This is a genomic window from Pseudomonas sp. P5_A2_2, from assembly GCF_054177685.1.
In genome coordinates this window covers 1-2,387 of the sequence record NZ_JBGCUL010000707.1, presented here as the reverse complement: position 1 = coordinate 2,387, position 2,387 = coordinate 1, and the positions used below count along the sequence as shown (strand labels likewise).

Genomic DNA, 2,387 nt, shown 5'->3' with positions numbered 1-2,387 from the left:
GCGTGCCGGAAGATGATTGGGAAGATCACCTGATTTTCCGCGCAGGCTGATGGCCTGAGGATCAACATTTCACGAAGGAGTGTGTATGGCTGTGGGATGGCGGCAGGCGTGGATCCTTGGATTACTGGCCGTGAATTCGCCCGTATGGGCAGCGAACAAGGTCAATCTGGATTATCACGTGCGCCTGTTGCCCCAGAGCGATCAGGCAGAAGTGCGCCTGACGCTCGCCCAGGGTTCGGCGGTACGCAGCCTGGATTTCGACCTCGGCGACGGCAGCCACTACAGCGATTTCAAGGCCGACGGCCAATGGCAACTGACCCTTGGCGAGGCGGCGCGCGGTATCTGGCGTCCGACTGCCGACAAGGCCAGCCTGACTTACCGAGTGAATATCAACCACGGGCGCAAGAACGGCAGCTTCGACACGCGCATGACGCCAAACTGGGCATTGATGCGCGGCGACGATCTGGTGCCGGCTGCCAGACTCGATCAACAGGACGGCATCGAACTGGTTGCACGCCTTGAATTCGAGCTGCCCGGTGGCTGGAAAAGCGTTGAAACCGCGTGGCCACGGATTGGCCAGAACAAGTTCCGTATCGATAACCCTTCCCGACTGTTCGACCGGCCCACGGGCTGGATGCTCGCCGGCCAGCTCGGTAGCCGCCGTACTCGTCTGGGCGAGACCGAAGTGACCGTCGCCTCGCCGCTGGGGCAGGGTATGCGCCGCATGGATGTGCTGACCCTGCTGACCTTCGTCTGGCCGCAAGTGCAGGCGCTGTACCCGCGACACCCGGGCAAACTGCTGATCGTCGGGGCCAATGATCCCATGTGGCGCGGCAGCCAGTCGGCGCACGAGTCGATCTACCTCAACAGTCGCCTGCCGTTGGTCAGCGAAAGCGGCACCAGTGCCCTGGTCCGTGAGTTGGCCCAGATGTTCGGGCGGATCAACGGCACCCAGCGCAGTGACTGGATCAGCGAAGGCTTTGCCGAGTATTACGCTATCGAACTGGTGCGTCGGGCCGGCGGCATGAGCGATGAGCGCTTTGAGAACCTGCACGGCAAACTGCTCAGGATCGGCCAGAAAGTCACCACACTGCGCGGTGAGCAGATCAACCCGGTGCAGGTGGCCAGGGCGGTGGTGTTGCTGCAGGAGCTGGACCGCGAGATTCGCCTGAAAACCCACAACAAGCGTTCGCTGGATGACGTGCTGCGCGGGGCGATGCGGCTGGGGGATATCGATACCCAGGCGTTTGTTCAGCTCAGCGAGAGCGTGATCGGTGGTTCTTCAAAAGTACTGAGTACTGAGTTGATTCAGTGAGTCCGTCATCGTCGGAACGCCGCCCGGAGCAAGCTCGCTCCCACAATGATTGGAGGTGAACGCAATTGTTGTGAACGCCACATAACCCTGTGGGAGCGAGCTTGCTCGCGATAGGGCCATCAGCCCCACCGGACGATCCGGATCAAACCCCGGTCTTCGGTGACTTCAACGAATCATTGCCCGTAACCGTCGCGGTTTTGGTCGCCGCCTCGGCGTTGGCCTTCAACTGGCTCAGTTCTTCACCCGCCCGCTGAATTTTCGCCCGCACGTTGTTCATGTCCTGACGGCTTTTCTCCAGCAGGCTTTTCGCCGAACTGTGGCCGGTAATGCCGCGCGCCAGGGCCACGCCACCGATGGCCACCTGGATCAGGCCAAAGATCCCGCCACGCCGCAGGCCCTTGCCCACCATCACCACGCCGCCGGCCAGGGAGCCGATGCGTTCCCAGCCTTGCACGTTTTGTTCGGAGGGGCTCTGGAACGGGGTGGATTCGATACGCTCGACGCGTTTGAGTTCGCTCATGGTCTGTCTCCAGGCTTGGGTGATCGATAGTCAAGCTGACCGCCAGGGCAGGCAGCTCGTTCAATCGGATGTGCGGCGATTCAGCGGAATTTTGGCCCCGATCGGGTATTGAGCCCCTTGGACATACGGTCGTAGAGCACGACGTTGACCGTGGCGGCCAGGTTCATGCAACCGGTGGTAGGAATGTAGACCACGTCCTCGCACCAGTCGCGAATCTCTTTATCCAGCGATCCGTCTTCCGGGCCAAAGATATAGAGCGCGCGATCCGGGTGGGTGTATTCCGGCAACGGGCGCGCGCCTTCGACCAGTTCCACGGCGACGGGCACACAGTTGAGCGGCAGGATTTTCTTCAGGTCGTCGATGCCGATCAGCGGGATGTCGTAGTGAACGCGCTTGGTATCGGTGACGAAGTCGGCGGCGCGCTCATAGCGCTTGCCGGTGTAGAACACCGACGCCACGCCATAACAGCCAGCGGCGCGCATCACCGAACCGACGTTCTCCGGTGATTTGGGGTTATACAAACCAATGCAGCTGTACCGTTTGTCTGCCACG

At 61.3% G+C, this 2,387-nt stretch carries 3 protein-coding genes; 1 reads left to right on the top strand and 2 read right to left on the bottom strand.

Annotation, left to right across the window (positions count from 1 at the left end):
- The first annotated feature begins 85 nt into the window (after positions 1-85).
- Positions 86-1,315: a hypothetical protein gene (locus tag ACXRVY_RS24580; RefSeq protein ID WP_223462001.1), complete on the top strand. Its 1,230-nt coding sequence runs from the start codon at positions 86-88 to the stop codon at positions 1,313-1,315.
- A 142-nt stretch (positions 1,316-1,457) separates the two neighbouring features.
- Here ACXRVY_RS24580 and ACXRVY_RS24575 read toward each other — a convergent pair whose 3' ends face one another.
- Entirely contained in the window at positions 1,458-1,835 is a 378-nt protein-coding gene (locus tag ACXRVY_RS24575) for a YgaP family membrane protein (RefSeq protein WP_223462003.1), read from the bottom strand.
- Positions 1,836-1,915: 80 nt separating this feature from the next.
- Positions 1,916-2,386: an RNA methyltransferase gene (locus tag ACXRVY_RS24570; protein WP_007993783.1), complete on the bottom strand. Its 471-nt coding sequence runs from the start codon at positions 2,384-2,386 to the stop codon at positions 1,916-1,918.
- Position 2,387: the final 1 nt, after the last annotated feature.

Excerpts from the sequence above, each read along its gene's own strand:
- ACXRVY_RS24580 (WP_223462001.1), top strand. The coding sequence starts at position 86 with ATGGCTGTGGGATGGCGGCAGGCGTGGATCCTTGGATTACTGGCCGTG.
- ACXRVY_RS24575 (WP_223462003.1), bottom strand. The coding sequence starts at position 1,835 with ATGAGCGAACTCAAACGCGTCGAGCGTATCGAATCCACCCCGTTCCAG.